The 19,571-nt window shown below is 71.7% G+C and carries 13 protein-coding genes; 8 read left to right on the top strand and 5 right to left on the bottom strand.

What is annotated here, in order from left to right:
- Window positions 1–54 precede the first annotated feature (54 nt).
- From AZE13_RS05290 to mtnC, 7 genes are all read left to right on the top strand, one after another.
- Window positions 55–1,152 (top strand): iron-containing redox enzyme family protein, encoded by a 1,098-nt coding sequence (locus tag AZE13_RS05290; protein ID WP_066927472.1) that lies wholly within the window; start codon window positions 55–57, stop codon window positions 1,150–1,152.
- A complete protein-coding gene (locus AZE13_RS05295) occupies window positions 1,149–2,237 on the top strand; it encodes a pyridoxal phosphate-dependent aminotransferase (protein ID WP_066927474.1) in 1,089 nt (362 codons plus the stop codon). The genes AZE13_RS05290 and AZE13_RS05295 overlap by 4 nt, the downstream gene beginning before the upstream one ends.
- Window positions 2,238–2,358: 121 nt before the next feature.
- On the top strand, window positions 2,359–3,564 hold the full coding sequence (gene metK, locus AZE13_RS05300; RefSeq protein ID WP_066927475.1) for a methionine adenosyltransferase: 1,206 nt from the start codon (window positions 2,359–2,361) through the stop codon (window positions 3,562–3,564).
- Window positions 3,565–3,775: 211 nt separating this feature from the next.
- Window positions 3,776–5,137, top strand: coding sequence for a glutamate-cysteine ligase family protein (locus tag AZE13_RS05305; protein ID WP_079123719.1), 1,362 nt, complete (start codon window positions 3,776–3,778; stop codon window positions 5,135–5,137).
- Between the two features lie 72 nt (window positions 5,138–5,209).
- The gene (locus tag AZE13_RS05310) at window positions 5,210–6,952 is read left to right on the top strand and encodes a bifunctional S-methyl-5-thioribose-1-phosphate isomerase/methylthioribulose 1-phosphate dehydratase (RefSeq protein WP_066927479.1); all 1,743 of its coding nucleotides are present in this window, start codon (window positions 5,210–5,212) and stop codon (window positions 6,950–6,952) included.
- Window positions 6,949–7,527 (top strand): 1,2-dihydroxy-3-keto-5-methylthiopentene dioxygenase, encoded by a 579-nt coding sequence (locus AZE13_RS05315; RefSeq protein ID WP_066927481.1) that lies wholly within the window; start codon window positions 6,949–6,951, stop codon window positions 7,525–7,527. Before AZE13_RS05310 ends, AZE13_RS05315 begins: the two co-directional genes overlap by 4 nt.
- A complete protein-coding gene (gene mtnC, locus AZE13_RS05320; protein ID WP_066927483.1) occupies window positions 7,524–8,228 on the top strand; it encodes an acireductone synthase in 705 nt (234 codons plus the stop codon). The genes AZE13_RS05315 and mtnC overlap by 4 nt, the downstream gene beginning before the upstream one ends.
- A 21-nt stretch (window positions 8,229–8,249) precedes the next feature.
- Here mtnC and AZE13_RS05325 read toward each other — a convergent pair whose 3' ends face one another.
- Both AZE13_RS05325 and AZE13_RS05330 read right to left on the bottom strand, forming a co-directional pair.
- The gene (locus tag AZE13_RS05325; RefSeq protein ID WP_066927485.1) at window positions 8,250–9,209 is read right to left on the bottom strand and encodes an NAD(P)H-dependent flavin oxidoreductase; all 960 of its coding nucleotides are present in this window, start codon (window positions 9,207–9,209) and stop codon (window positions 8,250–8,252) included.
- 163 nt (window positions 9,210–9,372) lie between these two features.
- Window positions 9,373–11,247, bottom strand: coding sequence for an APC family permease (locus AZE13_RS05330; protein ID WP_066928462.1), 1,875 nt, complete (start codon window positions 11,245–11,247; stop codon window positions 9,373–9,375).
- A gap of 330 nt (window positions 11,248–11,577) precedes the next feature.
- Between AZE13_RS05330 and AZE13_RS05335 the strand changes: the two genes are divergently transcribed.
- Window positions 11,578–12,966 carry an MFS transporter gene (locus tag AZE13_RS05335; protein ID WP_066927487.1) on the top strand — a complete coding sequence of 463 codons (1,389 nt, stop codon included), beginning with the start codon at window positions 11,578–11,580 and terminating at the stop codon, window positions 12,964–12,966.
- On the opposite strand, the gene AZE13_RS05340 is transcribed toward AZE13_RS05335, so the two are convergent.
- The 3 genes from AZE13_RS05340 to cynR all read right to left on the bottom strand — a co-directional run bounded on the left by AZE13_RS05340 (window position 12,874) and on the right by cynR (window position 19,312).
- Entirely contained in the window at window positions 12,874–16,833 is a 3,960-nt protein-coding gene (locus AZE13_RS05340; protein WP_079123721.1) for an amino acid adenylation domain-containing protein, read from the bottom strand. The genes AZE13_RS05335 and AZE13_RS05340 overlap by 93 nt on opposite strands.
- A 570-nt stretch (window positions 16,834–17,403) precedes the next feature.
- Window positions 17,404–18,246 carry a 4'-phosphopantetheinyl transferase family protein gene (locus AZE13_RS05345; protein WP_107288256.1) on the bottom strand — a complete coding sequence of 281 codons (843 nt, stop codon included), beginning with the start codon at window positions 18,244–18,246 and terminating at the stop codon, window positions 17,404–17,406.
- 160 nt (window positions 18,247–18,406) lie between these two features.
- A complete protein-coding gene (gene cynR / locus AZE13_RS05350) occupies window positions 18,407–19,312 on the bottom strand; it encodes a transcriptional regulator CynR (protein ID WP_066927489.1) in 906 nt (301 codons plus the stop codon).
- Between the last annotated feature and the right edge of the window lie 259 nt (window positions 19,313–19,571).

Genomic DNA, 19,571 nt, shown 5'->3' on the forward strand with positions numbered 1-19,571 from the left:
CGCCGGCCACAGCGGCCGTCCACCGCCCGCCGCCGTAGTGACATGGAGGAGAACATGACCAATGACCTGGGCCTGGAACGGATTCCGCCCCGTGACGGTGTGCTGCGGCCGGCTGCCCACGTTCCCGAGGGCTCGGTGGAGAGCCTGCTCAACGCCGCCCTGCGCGGCCCGGTCGAGCCGCTGGACCTGACCTCCGGTCACCGGTCCCTGCTGGCCGCGCTCGACGAGGCCCTCAAGCGCGGGGCCGACGGCGACAGGGCGGCCCTGCTCGACGTGCACCGCAGCGCGTACACCGTCTACGAGGGCCTGCTCGGCCACCCGCTGGGCGGCGCCGCTCATGAACGCAGCGCATGGCTGAACGCGTTCCGCTGGAAGTACGAGGAAGCGGTCCTCCGCGCGGACACCGAAGAGATCGCGGACCGCCTGCCGTCCCCGCGGGACGCCACCCGCCCGGAGTTCGTCCGGGAGTGGTTCCTCGCCGAGGCCGGGGAGCGCAATACGCTCGACCGGCAGGTGGAGGACCATCTGGCGGAGCGCGCCACCGTCGAGCAGCTGGCCCTCTTCATCCAGGCCGACGGCTACCTCAACTACCGCTTCTTCGACGCGCTCGTCCTGGCCCAGCCGCACTTCATGGAGACGGTCAAGCACGAGATCAGCCACCATCTGTGGGACGAATGCGGTGAGGGCGAAGGGCACCGGGCCCACACCCTCCAGTTCACCCGGAGCCTGCAGACCCTGGGGCTGTCGCTGCCGACGGTCCCGCCGTGGGAGGACTGGCGCCCGTACGCCGGCCACAACTTGTACTTCGTGCTGGCCTGCAACCGCCGGAACTACTTCAGGGCACTCGGCAGCCTGGCCATGCCGGAACTGTTCGACGTGGACCGGGACGCCGCCGTGGTCAAGGGCCTGGAACGGCACGGCTACGGGGCCGAAACGGACTTCGAGTTCTTCCACAACCACATGGAGGGAGACGCCGAGCACGGGCCCGAGTGGCTGGACGGCGTGATCCTGCCCATCGTCGAGGCCGAGCCCGAGGCCGGCATCGAGCTCATCACGGGCGGGGCGCTCCGGATGCTCGCCATGCGCCGCTACAACGCGTACCTGGCCGCGCTGCTCGACGTGGCCGCGACGGCTCCCGAGCGGAACGCATGAGCCCCGCGGCGGACAATCCGTTTCCGTCCCTGGAGATGACGGAACGGGCCACCGGACTGCGGGCCCGGGAACGGCTGAGCACCAACGAGAACGAGTTCGGCCCGTCGGCCGAAGCGGTCCGGGCGATAGCCGCCGCCGCGGGAGAGGCCCACCGCTATCCCGACTGCGACCACTTCGCACTGCGCGAACGGCTGGCCGCCCGGCTGCGGACCGGGCCGGACACCGTCCTGGTCGGCTCGGGTGTGGACGGGCTGCTCGGCGCGACGGTACGGGCCTTCCTCGGCCCCGGCCGGACCGCGGCGGCCGGCGCGGCCACCTATCCGACGTTCGGCTACTTCGCCCGGGCCGCGGGCGCCGGCCTGCGCACCGTTCCGTACCGGCCGGGCGCGGACGGCCTGGAGGCGCTGTCGCGCTGTGCGCACGAGCACCGTGCCGAGGTCGTCTACCTCGCGGATCCCGACAACCCGACCGGCAGTTCCCGGGGTGCGGCGCCGGCGCTGGCCCTGGCGGACGCCCTGCCCGCCGGCACCCTGCTGGTGGTCGACGGCGCGTACGCCGAGTACCAGGACCCGGCCGACCGGCTGACCGCACGGCAGGTGACGAGCCGGCGCATGCTGTGGCTGCGTACCTTCTCCAAGGCCCATGCGCTGGCCGGGCTGCGGATCGGGTACGCGATCGGCGCCCCGGAGCTGCTCGGGGCGCTGGCCCGTGGCGCCGAGCACTACGTCGTCGGCCGGGTGGCCGAGGCGGCGGCGCTCGCCTCGCTCGACGCCACCGCGCACCTCTCGCACGTCATCGAGGCGACCGCGACCGGGCGAGCGCACTACACCGCGGCCCTGGGCCGGCTGGGACTGACCGTACTCCCCGGAATGACCAACTTCGTCACGGTCCGGCTGGCCGATCGGGCCACGGCCGGACACCTCGCCGGAGCCCTGGCCGCGCAGGGGATCTTCGTACGGCACCTGCGGGTGCCCGGCATGACGGACTGCCTGCGGCTCACCATCGGTCCGGCCGCCCAGCGCGCAACGGTCCTGGACGCCGTCGCGCGGTACCTGGACCACCCCGTCACCGTGCCTGCCCGCTAGACCGTAGGGCCTGTGTCGGAAGTCCGCAGAGACGGAGCTCCCTCCGGCCACCGTCCACTCCGCTTCCGTGTGCATCCGTCTGCATCCGTGTAATCCGTGTAATCCGTGTGAAGGAGACGCCATGCCCCTGCCAGCCCCCGAACTGACGGCCACGCAGATCGCCGAGTCGGTGTGCCCCGGCCACCCGGACAAGGTCGCCGACCAGGTGTCGGACAGTGTGCTGGACGCCTTCCTCGCCGGGGATCCGCACGCCCGCGTCAACTGCGAAACCCTGGTCACCCGGGGCAGCGTGGTCGTCACGGGGCAGATCACCTCCACCGCCGACGTGGACGTGGAGAGCGCCGTCCGGGCCGTGCTGCGCGAGGTGGGCTACCACGACCCCGAACGGCACGGGCTGTCCGCCGACCGCAGCGAGATCCGCCTGCAACTGGACCGCCAGTCACCGGAGATCGCCCACGGCGTCGACCTGGGAGGCGCCGGCGACTCCGGCATCGTCTACGGCTACGCCACCGACGAGACACCGGAGCGGATGCCCCTGAGCTGCGTACTGGCCCACGACATCGCCCGCCGCGTCAGCACCGCGCGGGACGACGACGGCGGCAGGCTGCTGGGGCCGGACGGCAAGGTCCAGGTGCAGCTGGCCGAGGAGCCGGGCGCGGGCCGGGCGACGGGCCGCCGGGCGGTCGTCGTGGTGTCGGCCCAGCACCCCACCTCGCTCGGGCTGGAGGAGCTGTCCGGCATGGTGGCCGAGAAGGTGGTCGGCCCCGCCCTGCGCGAGCGCTCCGTCGCGCCCGCCCAGATCCATGTGAACCCCGCGGGCACCTTCGTCGTGGGCGGCCCGGCGGCGGACGCGGGGCTGACCGGCCGCAAGCTGATGGTCGACTCCTACGGCGGGCTGGTGCGCCACGGCGGAGGCTGCTGCTCGGGCAAGGACGCCACCAAGGTCGACCGCTCCGGCGCGTACGCCGCCAGGTACCTGGCGGTGAACCTGGTGGCCGCGGGCCTGGCGCGGCGCTGCCGGGTCGGACTCGGCTACGCCATCGGCCGCCCGCTCCCCGTATGGGTGGACGTGGATTTCCTGGGCACCGGCACGGTCGACGCCGAACGGGTCGCCAGGGCGCTCCCGCAGCTGGTGGATCTTCGGGTGGAGGCCGTGATCGAGCACCTGGGGCTGCGCTCGGTGGCGTTCCGGCCGACCGCGGCCTTCGGCCACTACGGCCGCTCCGACCAGCAATTCGCCTGGGACGGCACGACTCTGGCCACGAAGTTCCACCAGCACTTCGCCACTTCGGGTGAGTCCGGCACCGGGCCGGGCACCGCGCGCTGAGCGACACCGTCGTGCGGCGACCGGGGCGCCCGGGCGCACGCCCGGGCGCACGGACGTCACCGTCCCGCGTCCGGCTGCCGACGGGAGCGACGGCGTGGGAGGATCGGAGCCATCCCGGGATGCCGGAAGAATCACCACCGCGCTCTGCGCACAAGAGCCCCTCCGCGCTCTGCGCACATGAACGTTGCTCCTTCGTATCGCAAGGTGAGTCATGTCTGTTGTCTCCGAAGCGTCCTCCCTTTCACCGGCGGAACTGCGCAGCGTGTTCGAGAAGAACAGCCCGCGGGAGCTGGTCGGCATCGAAGTCGAGTCCGCCGCGCTGGATCCCCGCACCGGTCTCGGCATCCCCTACGACGGCGCGGCGGGAATCGGCGCCTACCTCGCCCACATGGTCTCGGTGACGGGCGGTGAACCGCTGCACGACTGCGGATTCCTCGTGGGAGTCCGGCTGTCCGACGGCGGGCTCATCTCGCTCGAACACGGCGGAGCGGTGGAGTACTCCTCTCCCCCGGTGTCCGGCGTCGCCGATCTGATGGACCTCACCCGGCACACGCTGGAACAGCTCGCGGAGCACGCCCACGGCTTCGGTTTCGCCCTGGTGCCCGGGTCCCAGTACCCGTTCACCGCTTTCGAGGACGTGCGGTGGATGCCGCACTCCCGTACCTCGATCATGCGCGAGCACTTCGAAAGCCTGGGGAACGACGGCATGTTCGGCCCGCGCATCATGTCGATGATTCTCTCGACGCAGGTGTCGTTCGACTTCACCTCGCCCGTCGACCTCGCCGAGAAGCTCCGGGTCCAGGCCGCGGCCTCCACCCCGGCCGCCGCGCTCTTCGTCAACGCGCCGATGGAAGCGGGCAAGCCCTGCGGCGCGCTCTCCCGCCGTATGCAGTTCTGGAGCCGCGCGGACCCGGCCCGCACCCGCGTCATCCCGGTCACGCTCCGGGAGGACTTCACCATCGAGCGGTTCATCGAGTGGGCGCTGACACTGCCGATGGTGCACCGGGGAATGCCGGACGGAAGCCGCCACCGGGTGGCGCCCGTGCCCTTCGGCACCCTGCTGGAGCAGGGGTTCGACGACGGCACCAAGCCCGGCCTGCGGGACTGGCGGGACCATCTGTCGCAGATCTTCCCGGACGTCCGGCTGCGGGACACCCTCGAACTCCGGGCGGTGGACGGGCCGCCCTACCCCGCGCTGGGTGCCGTGCCCGCGTTCTGGAGCGGGCTGACCTACGACGCCGCCGCCCGCGCCGCCGTCTGGGATCTCCTCCGCGGCATCAGCCCCGAACAGCACCTCCAGGGGCTCGACGACATCGCGATGCGGGGCATGGACGCGGATCTGGCCGGCCGCCCGGTGCGCGAACTGGCCGCGGAACTGCTCCGGTTGAGCGAGGCCGGGCTGCGCGCCCAGATCGACGCGGGGCGGGAGCGGGAAGCGGCCGCCGGGTACCTGGAGCCGCTCAAGGACGTCGTCAGGACCGGCGAAACCTTCGCCGACCGGGTACTCGCGCTGTGGCACCGCGAGTCCGGGCGCTTTCCCGAAGCATTCGTCGACGCCTACCGGATTCGATGAGAGGGCAGCGGAAAGGGACACACATGGGCACCGCAGGGAAGGATCGCCCCAGGAAGAAAGGGATGGACATACATGGGAACCACGACGGGTGAGCTCTCCCCCGGCTTATCCCTCCGCTGGCAGAACGGCGCTCTCCTCGCCGTCGACCAGCGGCTGCTCCCGCACACCTGCCGCCTCCTGCGCCTGGACAGCGTCGACGCGCTGATCGCCGCCGTACAGGCACTGGCCATCCGCGGTGCTCCCGCCCTCGGCCTCGCGGGAGCCTTCGGCGTCGCCCTCTCCGCACAGGCCCATCACCGCGCCGGAACGGTCGACGAACCGGCCGTACGCGCCGACGCGCGGCGGCTGGCCACCGCCCGGCCCACCGCCGTCAACCTCGCCCGCGGCGTGCAACGCGCGCTCGGCCGGCTGCCGCAGGGCCCGCAAGCGGTCCTGGGCGAAGCCCGGAAGATGGTCGCCGAGGACGCGGCCGTCAACTCCGCCGCGGCGAACCGGGCCGCGGACCTGGTGGAGACGCTCGTCCCGGACCGCCCGCTGCGCCTCCTGACGCACTGCAACACCGGCCTGCTCGCCACGGGCGCCGTCGGCACCGCACTCGGCGCGATCCTCGAACTCGCCCGCCGGGGCCGGGTGGCAGAGGTGCTGGTCGACGAGACCCGGCCGCTGCTCCAGGGCTCCCGGCTCACGGCCTGGGAGCTGCGCGAGGCCAAGGTGCCCTACCGCGTCTGTGTGGACTCGGCGGCCGCCGCCGCGATGTCCCGGGGACTGGTCGACTGCGTCCTCGTCGGTGCGGACCGGATCGCCGCCAACGGCGACACGGCCAACAAGATAGGCACCTACGGGCTCGCCCTCGCCGCCGCCCGGCACCGGCTCCCCTTCCTCGTGGTCGCGCCCGAATCCACCTGGGACGAGAGCCTGCCCGACGGCAGCGGAATCGTGGTCGAGGAACGGGACGGCGCCGAGGTCGTCCGGCACGGTGACACGCTGGTGGCACCGGCGGACGCGGCTGCGTTCAACCCCGCGTTCGACGTGACGCCCCGCGAGCTGATCACCGCCCTCGTCACCGAGGACCGTGCCGACCTCCTCCCCCACGCGACCCGGCCATCGGACACCGGGCCCCGCCCCGTCGCTGTGACCACGTCCGGCGAGGACGGTGTGTTCACCGCTGCCGCCCGGACATCGCTGGCGGAGCTCTCCCGCGAGCTGTACCTCCGCGGCTGGATGCCGGGCACGGCGGGGAACCTCTCGGTCCGCCTGGCGGAGGAGCGGGCCGGTACGGCGCTCATCACGGCCAGCGGCCGCGACAAGGGAAGCCTCACCGGCCAGGACATCGTCGCCGTGGACGCCGCGACGGGCGAGGTCCGGGCGCCGGGGCGGCTGAAGGCGTCGGCGGAGACCGCCATCCACGTGGCCGTGTACACGGCGACCGCCGCGGGCGCGGTCGTGCACGTCCACTCCCCGTACGCCACCGTGATGGCCGGCCGGACCGCCGCGCCGGGACGCACCGCCCTGCTGCCGCTCACGCGCTTCGAGCTGCTCAAAGGGCTCGGGCTCCGGGACCCGTCGCACACGGTGCTGCCGGTCTTCCCCAACTGGCCCGACGTGCGCAGGATCGCCGACGAGGTGGCCGCGTACCTGGCGTCCCGGCCCGACGCGGCGCCGGCCCTCCTCATCGCCGACCACGGCATCACCGTCTGGGGACGGGACCTCGCGCAGGCCCGCAGCCGGCTGGAGTGCGTCGAGGCCGTCTGCCAACTGCTGGTGCTCGGCGCCGGAGACGGGGGCACCGAACCGAGAGAGGACCAGGCCCCGTGACACTGCTTCAGGTCATGCCGCACGACAACGCCGACCAGGTGATGCTGCGCACCCGCGACGCCTCCCGGATCGCGGAGACCCTGCGGGGACTCGGTGTGGAGTTCGGCCGGTGGGACGTGCGTGCCGAGGTGCTCCCCGACACCACCCAGGAGGAGCTGCTGGCGCACTACCGCGGGGAGGTGGACGCGCTCTGCGCACGCGACGGACTGGTGCTGGTCGACGTCGCGCGGCTCCACCCCGCGCCGGGCCCGGAGTGGGCGCAACGCGCCGCCAAGGCCCGCGCGGCCTTCCTGGAGGAGCACCGTCACGCCGAGGACGAAGTACGGTTCTTCGCCCACGGAACCGGCTGCTTCTACCTGCACCTCGACCAGGCCGTCCACGCCGTGGTGTGCGAGGCGGGCGATCTGCTGTCCGTACCGGCCGGCACCCGCCACTGGTTCGACATGGGCCCCCGGCCGGACTTCGCCGCCATCCGCTTCTTCAAGGAAGAGGACGGCTGGGTGGGCGATTTCACCGGGGACCCGATCGCCCGCGCTTTCCCGCCGCTCGACGCCCTTGTGGACGGCGACCGGTGAGCCCCGGGGCCGTCGTCCTCGATGTGGAGGGAACGGTCGGGGCGATCGCCCACGTCCACGACGTCCTCTTCCCCTACGCGCGCGAGCGACTGCCCCGGTGGTTCGCCGCACACCGCGGCACCGCGCGCGCCGCGCATGTGCTCTCCGGGATCGAGCAGTACCTCGGCACCGGGGAGATCGACGAGGCGGGCGCCGTCGCGCAGCTCACCCGCTGGATCGACGAGGACGTCAAAGCCCCTCCGCTGAAGACGGTCCAGGGGTGGATCTGGGCCGCGGGCTACGCCGACGGCTCCCTCACCTCGCACGTCTACGCGGAGGTCCCTCGGGTGCTGCGGCGCTGGCGGGCGGCGGGCGTCGCGCTCTACATCTACTCCTCCGGGCCGGTCACGGCGCAGGAGAGCTGGTTCGCGCACACCCCGTCCGGTGACCTCACTCCGCTCCTGCGGGGCTACTTCGACCTGGTCACAGCGGGGAGCAAGAAATCCCCCGACTCCTACCGGCGCATCTCCGAAGCGATCGGCACCCCGCCGGACGGCACGCTCTTCCTCAGCGACTCGGCCGAGGAGCTGGCGGCCGCGGAGGCGGCCGGCTGGCACACGGCCGGCGTCCGCAGACCGGACGACCCCCGCCCGCACCCCATCCCCGGGCGCACCACGGTCCGTTCACTGGACGAGAGAGAGCTCGACCAGCTGATGCGGTGACGTCCTCACCACACATCACCGTCAGCGGCGTCCCGCGCGGGTCAACGCATCCTCGGTCCGGGTGGCCAGGGTGGCGACGAGGTCGGCCGCCGAGGGCAGGTCGGTGATGAGGTCGACGGCCTCGCCGGCCCAGACCGGCTGCGGGGGCACCGCGCCGCGTGCCACGTCGTCCTGGTAGTCCTGACGGGCCCTGGGATCGGCGGCGAGTTCGGCCTCCCGGCCGCGCCAGCGGTCGAGGTAGGGGTGGCCGAGAGTGCGGGCGGGGTACTTCGACGGCCACCGGGAGCCGCGGGCGATGTCCAGCACGGTGCTGCGCTCGGTGTCCTGCCCGCGCCCTGCCAGGAGCGCCTCGGCGACGGAGGGATCGACCAGGGCCTCGGTGGTGGCCTGGAAGCGGGTGCCGAGGACGGCTCCGGCGGCGCCCAGCACAAGAGCCGCCGCCACGCCACGGCCGTCGGCGATCCCGCCGGCCGCCAGCACCGGCACCGGAGCGGCGAGATCCACCACCGCGGGCACGAACGGCAACGTGGACCGTCCGCGCCGGGCACCGTGCCCACCGCTCTCGGTCCCCTGGGCCACGATCACATCGGCGCCCACGTCCACCGCCCGCCTGGCCTCCTCCAGGTCCGTGACCTGGAGGATCCACCGCGCCCCTGCCCGGCGGACACGCTCCGCATAAGGGCTCGGATCGCCGAAGGACAACATCACGGCCCGGGGGCCGTACTCCAGCGCACGCTCCACCACGGCGACGTCGATACCCCAGGTCAGAAATCCGATGCCCCAGGGCTCTCCGGCCCCCGCGACGATCGGCACCTCGCGTGCCAGCCACTCCGGATCCCCGTACGCGCCGCCCAGCATCCCCAGCCCGCCACCGCGGGAGACAGCCGAGGCCAGCGCGCCGCCGGCCGCCCCACCCATCGGCGCCAGCGCGATCGGATACCGCACGCCGAACATCTCCGTGAACACCGTCGACAAGGCCATTGCCCCATCCTCGCCGCTCGCCCCATGGGCAGGGGCAGGAACGCGACAACCTGTCCGCCGCGAACCGGGCGATGCCGTTGGCGTCGGCCGGTGGCGGCGCCGGTCGGAGGGAGCTGCGGAAGGGGCCGGCCACCGCGGCCCCTGGCGTCCCGGCGAGTGACGATCAGGCGCAAAGGTTCCTCTGCCCGCCGGCGGTGTCCAGCTGGTAGGGCACGCTGGTGACCATCACACCGGGGGTGAACAACAGCCGGGCCTTGAGCCGCAGCGCGCTCTGGTTGTGCAGGAGCTGGCCCCACCACCGGCCGAGGACGTATTCGGGGATGAAGACGGTGACCACGTCGCGGGGGCTCTCGCGGCGGAGGTTGCGGATGTAGTCGAGGGTCGGCCGCGTCATTTCGCGGTAGGGGGAGTCGAGTACCACCAGGGGGACGTCGAATCCGTGGGCGTCCCAGGCGTCGCGCAGGCTGTCGGCTTCGTCGGGTTCGACGGAGACGGTCAGGGCCTCGATGGTGTCGGGGTGGATGGATTTGGCGTAGCCGATGGCGCGCAGGGTGGGGGCGTGGATCTTGGAGACGAGGATGACGGCGTGGTTGCGTGAGGGGCGCTCGGCCGGTGCGTCGCCCGGGACGGCGAGTTCGGCGGCGACACTGTCGTAGTGCCGGCGGATGGCCTTCATCAGGAAGAACAGCACCGGCATCGCGAGGGTGACGATCCACGCGCCGTGCAGGAACTTGGTGATGAGCACGATCACCAGGACGATCCCGGTGAAGACGGCGCCGATCGCGTTGATCGCCCGCGAGCGGTGCATATGCCACCGCTGTGCCGGGCTGATGGTGCGGGCCAGTTCCTTGTTCCAGTGCTTGACCATGCCGGCCTGGGACAGGGTGAAGGAGACGAAGACGCCGACGATGTAGAGCTGGATGATGGCGGAGACCTCGGCCTTGAAGGCGACGATCAGGCCGATGGCGGCCAGCGCCAGCAGGATGATGCCGTTGGAGAACACCAGGCGGTCGCCGCGGCTGCGCAGCTGACGGGGCAGGTAGCGGTCTCTGGCCAGCAGCGAGGCCAGCATCGGGAAGCCGTTGAAGGCCGTGTTGGCCGCGAGGATGAGGATCCCGGCCGTGAACGCCTGGACGTAGTAGAAGAGGACGTGGACGTCACCGAAGCTGGCGCGGGCGATCTGGGCCAGCGCGGTGGGCTGGGAGGTGCCCGCGGGCAGGCCCAGCTCGGTGGGGCGGTCGGCGACGTGTACACGGTAGTTGAGCGCCAGCACCGTGATGCCGACGAACATCGAGACCGAGAACACGCCCATGATCGCCAGGGTGGTGGCGGCGTTACGGCTCTTGGGCTTGGCGAACGCGGGCACGCCGTTGCTGATCGCCTCGACGCCGGTCAGCGCCGTACAGCCGGAGGCGAAGGCGCGCAGGGCCAGCAGGACCAGCGCCAGGCCCGCGTAGCTGCCGACGGCGTGGACGGGCAGATCGGCCGACTCGGCGCGGATGGGGTGGCCGGACAGCAGCCGTGCGGCGGCGAAGGCGAACATCACGTAGATGCCGAGCACGAAGCCGTAGGTGGGGACGGCGAAGGCCCGGCCGGACTCCTTGACGCCGCGCAGGTTCATGAACATGAGCAGCACGACGAAGCCGGCCGAGAGCGGCACGGCGTGCTCGGCCAGCGCCGGTGCGGCCGAGGTGATGGCGGCGACGCCGGCCACCACGGAGACCGCCACGGTCAGGACGTAGTCGACCAGCAGCGCACTGGCCGCGGTGAGCGCGGCGGTCCGTCCCAGGTTGTCGGTGCTGACCGCGTAGGCGCCGCCGCCGTTGGGGTAGGCGTGACAGGTCTGGCGGTAGGAGGCGATCACCACCACCAACAGTGCGACGATGACCGCGGCGATCCACCAGGCCAGGTGCAGCAGCGCCGTTCCGCCGAACGCCAGGATCAGCAGGATCTCCTCGGTGGCGTAGGCGACCGAGGACAATGGATCGCTGCAGAACACCGGCAGCGCCAGCCGCTTCGGCAGCAGCGTCTCGCCCATCTGAGCGGTTCTGAGCGGGCGCCCGACGAAGAAATGCTTGAGGAAGCTCGGCACAGCGCGAGCTTAGGCACGGCTCGGGCGAGGCGCTGAGGGGCACGCGGACGCCGAACGAGCGATGCGCCCCGGCTGGACACCGGCCGGGCTCGGGCCTGCTCGCCCGGAGCGCCCTCATCCGTGCCGGTCCCGTACCAGCCGGCCCGGTAACGCCCGGTATCACCCGTTCGAGTCGACTCGCCCCCGGCACCGCTTATGCCGCATACCCTGCCCTCGTCCCTCGGATTCGTCGAAGGGCCAGGCACGATGCGACCGGTGAAGCGGAGGCAGCGACCGATGACAGCGGAAGTCGGAGCAGGCGCCGGCGGGGCGGAGGCGACGTGCGGGACGGCCGGCCGGCACACGGACGAGGCGGGCGAGGGGGCGGTGCGCACCGTGGCCCGGCGGCTGCTGCCGCTGCTGTTCGTGCTGTACGTCGTCAACTTCCTCGACCGCGCCAACATCGGCGTCGCCGCGCTGGCCATGAACACCGAACTGCACCTGAGTGCCACGGCCTACGGGACCGCCGCCGGAATCTTCTTCCTCGGCTACGTCCTCTTCCACATCCCGGCCGCCGTGGCCCTCGGCCGGTTCGGCGCCCGCCGCTGGCTGTCCGGTGTGGTCATCGCCTGGGGCCTGTGCTCGGCCACCACCGCGTTCGTCACCGAGGCCCACAGCCTGTACGCGGCCCGGTTCCTCCTCGGACTGGCCGAGGCGGGCTTCTTCCCGGGTGTGGTCGCCTACCTGGCCGCCTGGTTCCCGTCCCGGCAACGCACCCGCGCCCTGGCCGTCTTCCTGCTGGCCATTCCCCTGTCCACCGCCATCGGCCTGCCCGCCTCCGGCCTGCTGGTCGAACACTCCGGCTTCCTCGGCCTGAGCGGCTGGCGGTCGATGTTCCTGATCGAGGCCGCGCCCGCGGTCGTCCTGGGGATCGCCGCGCTGCGCCTGCTGCCCGACACGCCACGCCAGGCCACCTGGCTGACCGCCGCCCAACGCGACGCTCTCGAGGCCCAGTTGGCCCAGGACGCCCCACCCCCCTCCGCGGGCCGCGCGGCACCCGGCCGGGCCGCGCTCGGCCGCGCCACGCCCTTCGCCGTGGTGCACGCGGGCGCGTGCTTCGCCCTGTACTCGCTGCACTTCTTCCTTCCCCAGGCCCTCGGCGTCCTCTTCCCCGGTGCGGGGACCTCCGGGGTCTCCGCGCTCGCCGCCCTCCCGTCCGTGGCCGCGGCCCTGGCCATGCTCGGCTGGAGCCGCTACAGCGACCGGGCCGGCCCCCGGACCGGGGCGTCGCTCATCGCGGTGCCCCTCGCGATCGCCACGCTCGCCGCCGTCCTGGCCGCGCTCTCCGACCTGCCGGTGCTCACCCTGGCCGCACTGGTCGTGACGGTCGCGGGGAGCGTGGCGGCCGGACCCGCCTTCTGGAGCCGGTGCACCGGCGTTCTGGCGGGTCGCCACGCGGCGACCGGCATCGCCGGAGTCAACGCGGTCGGCAGCCTGGCCAGCTTCGCCGGCCCTTCTCTCACCGGGCACCTCACCGACGCCACCGGCGGCTACCGCGCGGTCTACGTCGTCCTCGCAGGTGCCCTGGCCGTCTCATCGGCCGTCGCCCTCCGGCTGCCCGCGGTCCCGGCCGCCTCCCCCGCCCCGCATCCACCGGCGCCCGTTCCGCGCCGCAGGCCCGGCTGACCCGACAGGGCTCCGCTCGATACGGACCGGCTGCCGCGTGTTCAGGCGGGTGTGGATGGCCGAGGCGAGTTCGGTGATGCCCGTCTCCTTCAGCGCACTGTAGTGGTCGGCGTCGAGGTCGATGACGGTCGGGACGGCGGCGGAGTAGCCGGACCTCTTCTCGATGAACGAGTAGTCGTCACCGGTGGCCTTGACCAGGGTGACCGGTGCGTGGAGCCGCCGTTCGGCCAGTTCACGGAAGCTGTACTGGAACTCGTACGTCCGCGCCACGATCCGGGTGATCCGGCGGATCAACCGCTCGTCCAGTGCCGGGAGCAGGCGGTGGACGAAGGTGACGAAGCCGTCCTCGTCGCGGACGGTTGCCAGGCACTGGTCGAGGTCGGGACCGGTGATGGATCCGGTGAAGACGGAGAACAGGATCGTCAGGTACGCCGGGTTGGCGTAGGAGGCCTGGCGCCCGTGGCGGTCGGCGTTGGCATGGTGGACCTTCGGGTTGCCGGGGCAGATCAACAGCAGGTCGTCCACCTGCCGGCCGGACTGTTCCAGCTGCCAGGCCGTCTCGAAGGCGACCCGGGCACCGAAGGAGTAGCCCCACAGGGTGTAGGGCCCTTCGGGCTGGACCCGCCGGATCTCGGTGAGGTCGGCGGCGGCCATGTCCCGGATGGTCGGGTGGGGTTCCTCGCCACCGTTGATGCCGTAGGCCTGGATCCCGTAGAAGGGGCGGCCCTTGCTCGCCCGGTGGGCCAGCAGGCGCAGGTTCATGGGGTAGCCGCCGAGTCCCGGCCAGCAGAAGACGGGCCGGCCGTCGCCCGTCTCGTGCAGGGGTACCAGCCGGGAGGACGGCCGGGCGGTGCCGTCCGCGATGCGGGCGGCGAGGTCGGCCAGTCTCGGGTGCTCGAAGATGACCTGCAGCGGAAGCCGGGTGCCGAACTCGCGGTTGATGGCGTTGACGAGTTCGACGGCGGTGATCGAGTCGCCGCCGCAGGCGAAGAAGTCGTCCTCGGCCGAGACGGTGCGGTACTTCAGGGCCTTGCCCCACGCCTCGGCGAGCCACTTCTCGTACCGTGTGGCCGGGGCCACGTAGGGAACGGCGGTGTCCGCGGAACGCACCTGCTCGCAGGCGGTGAGGGCTTCGATGTCGACCTTGCCGTTCGCGGTCAGCGGCAGCCGGTCGAGCACCAGTACCTGGTCGGGAACCATGTAGTCGGGCAGGGTACGGGCCAGCTCGTCCTTGATGATCTCGGCTGGTCCCCTCATGTGGACGGTGTCCTCACGCATGCCCTCGCTGCGGATCTGCTCATCGCTGATCCTGCCGCCGAGGAAGAAGTACGAAGGGCCGGTGGGTATGCCGCAGGAGGCGAGGATGTCGTCCATCCGCAGGGCGGCGGGCAGCGGATGGCCGGTCTTCGAGCTGTATCCCGACGACATGAAGCCGAGGTTCAGGCAGTTGCGCTGCAGATGGTGGAGCTTCCTGCCCAGCGCGATGTACTCCAGCCACGGCTGGTCGGCGCGGCTGACGGCGGTGATGCCGAAACTGGCCCGCTCGTAGACCTGCTGGTTGATGGCGATGACATGTCGGGGCAGCAGGAGGTCATCCGAGAGGCGCTCCAACCCGCCGCCGGTGTAGCGGTACTGGCCTGCGGGCAGGTCCTGGACGCGGCCCGGGTGGGACTGCACATAGATCTCCGTGGGGTCCGGCCAGGGTTCCCCGCCGGCCGGGCGGATGGCGAACGTGCCCAGGTAGGGGTCCTCGTCGGAGACGTCCAGGCGGTCCTTGACGGATGCGTCGTGGGCCAGCGGCAGGATGGTCAGCCCGTACTGCGGCAGGACCTCCTCGAAGACGCCGGCCATGTGCCCGGTCTCGATCTCCAGGACCTCCTGGATGTTGTGCTTGTACACCGGCTCGATGGCCTGCCGGCGGCCCAGGAAGTGGACGGACAGCCGACCGCCGTCCGGACGGCGGGAGGACGGCCCGGTACGCACCAGGGTGTGGTCGACGGGGTGGTAGTAGTACACGCCTGCCTCAAGTCCCGCCGGGCCTCCGCCGGTTTCCAGGTACAGCTGTGTGGCGTACAGGGCTCCCGGAGAGGCGTAGGCGTACTTCGGCAACAGCCGCTCGTCGCTGTAGTACGCGCCGAACCAGCGGAGCAGCTCACCCAGTTCCGCGAACGTCAGCTCGCCGGGCGCACGGGGCGCGCCGCCGGCCGGCTGCTCGGCGAGCAGGGCCAGCACGACGTCCCGGGTGACCGGGCCGCCGTCGTAGAAGCGGTAGGTCTTGCGGGCGAAGACCTCCCGGCGCTGCCGGGACGTCTCCTGCCGGCCGGGCAGTTCGATCACCGGACGGCCGGCCAGCTGCTCACCGCTGCGCAGACCGGGGTTGGACAGCTGTGCCCTGACCTGGAGCCGGCTGGCCTTGGACTGGTGGTGGGCGCCGTGGCTGCCCTGGTCCATCAGCGCGGCTTCCTTGGGGTTCAGCTCGACGCAGGCGATCAGATGCGTCGAGCCGGTGCGCCGGTTGTCGGTGACGGCCGCCGCCGCGCGCTTGACCCAGGTGTGCTCCCCGATGGCCAGGGCGATCTCGTCGAGTTCGACGCGACAGCCGTGCAGCTTGACCTGGTTGTCGACCCGGCCGGCGAACTGAATGGTGCCGTCCGGGTTCCAGTACGCCAGGTCGCCGGTACGGTACAGGCGCTCCGCGGGGGCGAACGGCGAGGCGATGAAGCGCTCCTGCGTCTGCTCGGGACGGTTCAGGTAGCCGCGGGCCAGCTGGACGCCGCCGATGCACAGCTCGCCGGTCTCCCCGATGTCCACCGGCGCGAGGTCGGCGTCCAGGATGAAGCACTCCGTGTTGCCGACCGGCACCCCGATCGACACACTGCTCCCGCAGTCACCGGCCGCGTTCGGATCCACCCAGCACGACGTGGCGTTGATGGTGCACTCGGTGGGACCGTACAGGTTGACCAGCGAGACCCACGGAAGCTCGTCGGCGAGCGCACGGGCGAGCCGCCAGGACAGCGCTTCGCCGCCGGAGAACACCCGCCGCAGCGAGGTGCACCGTCCGAACTTCTCGGTGTCCAGGAGCGCCTGGAGCAGTGTGGGCACACACTGCAGCGTGGTCACCTCGTGCTCCAGGACCGCGGTGATCAGGGCCTGCGGGTCCCGGTGGATGCCGGGTGTGCCCATGACCACCCGGCTGCCGACGGCCGGGGCGAGGATCTCCCACTGCGCCGCGTCGAAACTCATCGGCGTCTTCTGCAGCACGGTGGTGCCCTGGCCCAGGTGCCCGCAGGCGTGCATCCACCGCATCTGGGAAGCGATGCTGCGGTGCTCGATCATCACGCCCTTGGGTCTGCCGGTGCTGCCGGACGTGTAGATGACGTACGCCAGCGAGTCCGGCCGCACCGCCACCGGGGCGGCGAACGTGGTCCGGCCCGGTGCGTCGGCCGGGGTCACGATCCGGGTGCCCGGCGGGGCCAGCTCGGCGAGCCGGGCCGCCAGGTGGTCCTGGGTGACGATGACTCGGGTACGGCTGTCGTCGATCATGTAGCGGAGCCGGTCCTCCGGGTACTCCGGCGACAACGGCAGGTAGGCCGATCCGGCGAGCAGGGTGCCCCACATCGCGGTCATCAGATCCAGGGACGGTTCGACGAACACGCCGGTGCAAGCGTCCGCGGACACGCCGAGTTGGCCGAGGCGTGCCGCCAGCCGGCGCACCGCGTCCTCGAGCTCGCGGAAGGTCAGCCGCTGGTCGCCGGAGACCACGGCCACGGCATCGGGCCGCGCCTCGGCCTGCTGCCTCAACAGCCCGGGCAGGCAACTACCGGTGCTGGTGAATTCGATTCGGGTGCGACCCGGTACGGTCTTCACGGCTTTCCTCTACTGGCCGGGAAGTGGTGGGGACGAGGCGGTGCAAATATGCGCACAACGCATCTCCTCTGCGCACGATGACATCTCCGCATCGCGACGGCATCTCCGTATCAAAACGGCGGCTCCGTATCGCGATGGCATCTCCGCATCGCTGGGGAGGCCCGGGGACGCCAGACGGCTCTGATCGTGACGCCCGACCCACACCTGGTGGGCCGGCGGCAACACTGGCTCAGGCAAGAGGTAGCCGGGTAACCCCGTCTCGGCGTGCGGTCCCAGCTGCTACCCAGCGCCGATGTGACGAGCTCGCCCGGACGCCTCATCTCCCCGGCCCCGCGGCCGCAGGTACGACGGGGATTGTGAGGTCTCGTAAGACTCCCTCACCCACCGCCGCCGCTTCTTCGGCTGCTCAGCCGGGTTCCTGGCCCCCTCGGAGGAGCTTCACTGTTGTCCTTACGATGTCCTTACTCAACGATACGCTCAACAGAGCCAGGCCTCACTCCCGGAGCTTCTGCCGGTTCGCCCTCCGGTTCCCGCTCCGGCTCCCCGCGCACCGGAGGCCCCGGCCGCCCGTCAGTCGAACCGTAGCCGCTGTGCGGGCCCCTGCTGCCAGGGGAAGCCCTCGTTCACGAGCGCGGTATGCCCACCCCGCCCGTCACACTCCACGGCGACCGCCACCATGGCGTCGGGGCCGGCCTCGAATCCCAGGAACCGCCAGCGTGCGGCCACATCGTCCTCGGGGGGACGGAAACTGACGACGCGTCCGGCGTCGTCCAACGTGAAGGCGAAAGAGTCGAAGGGCAGGCCGAGCCCGATCCCCCGCGCCTTCACATACGCCTCCTTCAGGGTCCACAGCCGGGTCGCCACTCTCCTGCGCGGCCCGCCCTCCCCCAGTGCCCGCAGCCGGTGGCGCTCCTCGTCCGCGAACACCGTCACGACCGCCTCCGGGCCGCGCCCGGCGGGCCGGGTGAGCCGCTCCACGTCGATGCCGACGCGGCCGTGGCGGGTCACCGCAAGGGCGTTGATCCCGTCGGTGTGGGACAGGTTGAAGTCCAGGCTCTTCTCCCCGCGGGGGAATCCGCCCTGCGGGGCCCGTAGGTAGGGCCGCCCCCACGCCGAACGCGCGATGTCCAGCTCCGCCTCGGGGATCCCGGTCTCCAACGACAGCACCCGCCGTACCAGCACGCGGGCGACCCGGTACCGGCGGCGGTCGCGCTCGGAGCGAAGCCGCGCTCCCGCCACCCGCTCGTCGTGGTCCAGCCACCGCAGCGCCAGCGTGTCGGCGAGCAGCGGCGGGACCGCCTCGTGCGGGCAGAGCCAGACCGTGACGGCCGCGGGGCCCTCCCCGGTCGGCGCGGTGTCCGGCGGCGCGGCCATCAGCGGCGGGCGGTGCGGGCCGGCACCGGACGGACCCACGACGCCACTCGTGACGTGCCCAACTTTGCTGATGTTCCAGTCATTACCGACATTTCTGACCCCATGGCGGCACATTATCGAAGCAGCCAGCCCCCTCCACCCGTCCGGCTCACGCGGCTCAAGGCCGCGTAGCGGGGCCGGCCGGCCGGGTGTTGCCGGGTCAGGCGGGTGGGTAGGCGCGGGCTCGGATCAGGTCGTGGGTCAGGCGGGTGAAGGCGTGGGCGGCAGCGCTTTGGTAGGCGTCGGCGCGCCGGAGGAGGGTGACGGTGCGGGCGGGGATCGCAGGGTCGAGAGGGGTGGGAGTGAGGTGGGGGTGGTCGTGGGTGAGAGCGTCCGGCAGCACGGTGGCGAGCGGGGTGCGCTGGACGATTTCGACAAGGGCTTGGATGGAGTTGCCCTCCACGGCGATGCGGGGGCTGACGCGGTGCTGGACGAAGTAGGCGTCGATATGGGTACGGGTGGCGAAATCGCGGCTGAGCAAGGCGAGTTGGAGCAGCCCCGCGTCACGGACGGGCAGCGGTTGCCCCTGGGCGGCGCCGGAGTGATGAGCGCCGGTGACGAGGCTGAGGGTTTCGGTGAACAGGGCGGTGGCCTGGACACCGGGGAGGTGGGTGCCGGCGAAGGCAATCCCGAGGTCGAGGTCGTCGGCGAGGAGGGCCGGCTCGATGCGTTCCTGGGGCATCTCCCGGACGGTCAGGGTGATGCCGGGATGACGGGCATGGAAGTCGGCGATCAGCGGACCTACCAGGTAGGCGGTGAAGGTGGGGGTGACCGCGAGCCGCAGGTGGCCGCGGGAGAGGTCCTTGACGTCGTGAAGGGCGCGTTCGGCGGCGGCCAGGTCGCATAGCGCACGCCGGGCGTGGTGGACGTACGTCTCGCCGGCGTCGGTGAGCCGTACGGCGCGGCCGGTACGGTCGAGCAACTGCTCACCCAGGGTGCGTTCCAGCTGCTTGACCTGCTGCGACAGGGTGGGCTGCGAGATGTGCAGGTCTTCGGCGGCACGGGTGAAGTTGCCATGGTCGGCCACGGCGAGCAGGTAGCGCAGGTGACGCAGTTCCAGAGCCATGCGATCGACTATAGGTGACACCGATAACGATCACGGCTAAGCCGCCCTATTGGCTATATATGCAGGTCATCGGCGGATGGTGCCACCATGACACCTAGAGCGCCATATCGACACCACTCAAGCCTTGCCATGGCGTCACACTGATGCCATGATGGCATTGTCGGTCTCGCGTCGGGGTCGACGCCGAGAGCGCCGACGGCTCCATCCGTGTCGGCGATACGACGCCGTTCACCGCACCGCACCCCACTCAGCACGGAGG

Source organism: Streptomyces sp. NBRC 110611 (genome assembly GCF_001590865.1).
In the GTDB taxonomy this organism is placed as follows: Bacteria; Actinomycetota; Actinomycetes; order Streptomycetales; family Streptomycetaceae; genus Streptomyces.

Coding starts and splice junctions, on each gene's coding strand:
- AZE13_RS05290 (WP_066927472.1), top strand. CDS start 55: ATGACCAATGACCTGGGCCTGGAACGGATTCCGCCCCGTGACGGTGTG.
- AZE13_RS05335 (WP_066927487.1), top strand. CDS start 11,578: ATGACAGCGGAAGTCGGAGCAGGCGCCGGCGGGGCGGAGGCGACGTGC.
- metK (WP_066927475.1), top strand. CDS start 2,359: ATGCCCCTGCCAGCCCCCGAACTGACGGCCACGCAGATCGCCGAGTCG.
- AZE13_RS05325 (WP_066927485.1), bottom strand. CDS start 9,209: ATGGCCTTGTCGACGGTGTTCACGGAGATGTTCGGCGTGCGGTATCCG.
- AZE13_RS05310 (WP_066927479.1), top strand. CDS start 5,210: ATGGGAACCACGACGGGTGAGCTCTCCCCCGGCTTATCCCTCCGCTGG.
- AZE13_RS05295 (WP_066927474.1), top strand. CDS start 1,149: ATGAGCCCCGCGGCGGACAATCCGTTTCCGTCCCTGGAGATGACGGAA.
- AZE13_RS05305 (WP_079123719.1), top strand. CDS start 3,776: ATGTCTGTTGTCTCCGAAGCGTCCTCCCTTTCACCGGCGGAACTGCGC.
- AZE13_RS05330 (WP_066928462.1), bottom strand. CDS start 11,247: ATGGGCGAGACGCTGCTGCCGAAGCGGCTGGCGCTGCCGGTGTTCTGC.
- cynR (WP_066927489.1), bottom strand. CDS start 19,312: ATGGCTCTGGAACTGCGTCACCTGCGCTACCTGCTCGCCGTGGCCGAC.